This is a genomic window from Mesorhizobium sp. M0317, from assembly GCF_040321555.1.
Lineage (GTDB): Bacteria > Pseudomonadota > Alphaproteobacteria > Rhizobiales > Rhizobiaceae > Mesorhizobium.
Genome location: NZ_JAMYRV010000113.1, coordinates 1 through 678 on the forward strand (window position 1 = coordinate 1; position 678 = coordinate 678).

Sequence of the window (678 nt, forward strand, 5' to 3'; positions counted from 1 at the left end):
TGTTTTCGGCGGCGGAGCTAGACCAGAAACTAGGTGATCGCGTGCAGGCCATCCTGACCAAGACCAGGGCGTCGGAAATCGATGTCGCAAAGCTGGTCAGGAGCATGTTGGTTTCGTCCCGCACCCAACCTGCCGCGCACGCCAAGGAGTGACGCTCATGCCCACAAGGATTCTCTATGTGGACGACGAGGACGATATCCGCGAAATCGCCCAGATGTCGCTGGAACTCGAGCCGGAGTTCGAGGTGCTGTCCTGCCCGTCCGGCGTGCAGGCGCTCGCCGATGCCGCCGAATGGCGACCCGACCTTATTCTGCTCGACGTAATGATGCCGGACATGGACGGACCAGAGACGCTGCGGCGCCTGGCCGGGTCTGGGGCGACGGCTTCGATACCCGTGGTGTTCATCACCGCGCGCACCCAGACCCATGAGGTCGAACGCTATCTGGCGATGGGGGCGGTAGGGGTCATCGCGAAGCCGTTCGACCCGCTTGCGCTTGCCGGTGAAGTCAAAAGATTGCTTCGACCGCGCGCCTGAGTCGACGTTTGGCTTGAGCACTGAGCGCAGTCTGGCTGCAGACTGAGCGACGCCGTTGACGGCTCCTATACCATGTCTCCTTATTCATCTACTGATTGTGCCGAGATGCAGGCGTAGCGAATCAGGTGGTCTATAATTGCCTA

The 678-nt window shown here is 60.8% G+C and carries 1 protein-coding gene; it reads left to right on the forward strand.

Features of this window, described 5'->3' with window-relative positions; genetic code table 11:
• Positions 1-157: 157 nt before the first annotated feature.
• Positions 158-535 (forward strand): response regulator, encoded by a 378-nt coding sequence (locus NKI88_RS31760; RefSeq protein WP_352659351.1) that lies wholly within the window; start codon positions 158-160, stop codon positions 533-535.
• The last annotated feature ends 143 nt before the right edge of the window (positions 536-678 follow it).